Origin of the sequence: Paenirhodobacter populi, from assembly GCF_004022215.1 — a bacterium.
Classification (GTDB): Bacteria; Pseudomonadota; Alphaproteobacteria; order Rhodobacterales; family Rhodobacteraceae; genus Rhodobacter; species Rhodobacter populi.
Genome location: NZ_SAUZ01000081.1, coordinates 1 through 1,002 on the forward strand (window position 1 = coordinate 1; position 1,002 = coordinate 1,002).

The window sequence follows — 1,002 nt, forward strand, 5'->3', positions numbered from 1 at the left end:
GCGCGGTGAAGCCGTTCAGGACGGCAACTCGGACTTGGAACTCCGCGACCTGACGGTCGAAGTCTCGGGCGGACAGGCGCTGGCCCAGCAGTTTCACGCAGTGCATTTTGGCCTCTACACGGCTTCGGCGGTGATAGCCGCTCCATCGTCGCCAGATGGTTCGACCAAGGCGCTTCGATGTGCGCAGGATCTCGTTGCGGGCGATAGCCCCGGGGGTATCCGGCTTCCAGGGCTTGGCGTTCTTGCGGGGCGGGATGATCGCCGCGGCACCTCGGGCGGCGATGGCGTCATGGCATTTGCGGGTGTCGAAGGCACCATCGGCGGTCACGCTGGCGATCTCCTGGACGGGCGGGATCTGGTTGAGCAACTCAGGCAGCATGGGCGCATCGCCCACGTTGCTGGTGGTGAACTCGGCCGCACGGATTTCCAGGGTTTTCTCGTCGATTCCGATGTGGAGCTTGCGCCAGACGCGTCGTTTCGAGCCGCCGTGCTTGCGCCTTCGTCGGGCAAACAGTCCCCCGGACTGTTTGCTGACCCTCCTCAGTCCACTCGCCTTCACCCTCAACCTTGATCCCGGTGCTGTCGACCAGCAGGTGCAGGGGGCCGTCCGAACCACGATAGGGAATGTTCACCTGCAGGGTCTTCTGCCGTCGTGACAGCGTGCTGAAGTCCGGCACCGCCCAGTCGAGGCCGATCAGTCGCAGCAGGCTTTCGACGAACCCGGTTGTTTGGCGCAGCGCCATCCCGAACAGCACCTTCAATGTCAGGCAAGTCTGGATCGCAGCGTCGCCGTAGTCGCGCTGTCGACCACGTTTGCCTGTCGGAGCAGCCTCCCAGGTCATGGACGGATCGAACCAGATCGTCAGAGAGCCACGGCGCTTCAGCGCTTGGTTGTAGCTGGGCCAGTTCCGGGTCTTGTAGGGCGGAGGTGTCGGTCTGCTCATGCTACCCAGCTATCACGCTGAATTCACAAGGTGAATCCGTCACCGGATTTGTACAACA

General features: G+C 63.0%; 1 pseudogene. It reads right to left on the reverse strand.

Annotated elements, in window-relative coordinates:
- A pseudogene (locus D2T30_RS22890) lies at positions 1-944 on the reverse strand (IS5 family transposase); the annotation flags it as partial.
- Between the last annotated feature and the right edge of the window lie 58 nt (positions 945-1,002).